General features: G+C 69.8%; 1 protein-coding gene. It reads right to left on the reverse strand.

What is annotated here, in order from left to right; genetic code table 11:
- Positions 1-1,130: IS1380 family transposase (locus AB0D57_RS47825; protein WP_362088788.1), on the reverse strand; the 1,130-nt coding region annotated here is incomplete at its 3' end.
- Between the last annotated feature and the right edge of the window lie 90 nt (positions 1,131-1,220).

Here is a 1,220-nt window from a genome sequence, read left to right on the forward strand (position 1 = left end):
TGGTCCTCGACGCATGCATGCCCGCGGTGACGGACCTCCAGGAATTGGGCGGAGCCGCCATCGCAGTACGGGGTGTCGGTGAGGAACACCTGATGCCGCAGGCCCTCGTCCTGATCGAACAGGGACAGCTGGGCTCCGGGGTGCGGACGTTCCCGGCGCACGATGATGCGGGTGCCGACGGGGTAGCCGGTCAGGTCGACCATGCCGGTCAGCTCGGTGACCTCAGCGCCATCACGCAGCGTCCCGTCCTGGTTAAGGGCGGGATGCCAGAGGCAGTCGGGCATGGCCCGGACAGCGCGGCGGACCGGCTCGGTGATGGCGTATCCGACCGAGAAGAAGGTACGGATTCCTCGTTTCCGCACGTCGCGGACGTGGGCGAGGAAGGCTTTCGCGGATCCGGCACTGTCGGTGCGGATCAGGATGTCGGTGCCGTGCCGGTGGGCGTCGGGGATCTGCGCGAGCGCCTGGTCGAGCACCGTGACGTGGTCGGCGGCGGTGTTGGCACCGGCGTTGCCGGGCCGCAGCCGGCCAGCCAGTGCCTCGCCGGTGTTGGCCAGGAAGCACAGCAGTGGGTGGAAGCCGAAGCCGCCCTTATAGGTCGGGGCGGCCTGCTCTTTCTCGGAGTGGCAGGTGACCAGCGTGGCGTCGAGGTCCAGGACCAGCCCGGGCAGAATGCGTCCCGCGGCCCGGGCTGCGGGTATGCCCTCGCCGTGCTCCGCGGCCTGCAGCCAGGCGACTTCCCGGGCCTGGGCGCGGGCCGAGCGCAGCGACGCCAGTGTCCTCTCGTCGGTGTCGGCGAGCAGCCGCCAGGCCGTCGGGTTCGAGGCGACGGGTCCGAACACCCCTGCCTGGTCCCGCAGTACGGCCAGATCCGCGATGGCCTCGCCGCCGTCGGCGAGCATCACCGCCAGGTCGGTGGCGATCCGGCCCGGATCATGCCCGGTCCCACGCGGCCGAAGCGGCCTGAGAGCGGCGGAGTACGCGGCGCTCAGCCCGGTGACATCAGCGAGATCCGCCAGCAACCGTGCCCCGGCATGCCCGACCACCCCCGAACCATCAGCAGTGACATGGACCTTGGGACGCAACCCGATAGCCTGCACGTAGAAAGTGCCCTCCGCCTGGACCGACAGAACCCCTCAGCAAGGTTCATCGTCCCAGGTCAGGAAGGCACTTTCGCATTTCCGCCCCGGAGTCAGCCGTCCCCAAGTGAAACGGTGAGG

It is taken from the genome of Streptomyces sp. NPDC048275, from assembly GCF_040652275.1.
Classification (GTDB): Bacteria; Actinomycetota; Actinomycetes; order Streptomycetales; family Streptomycetaceae; genus Streptomyces.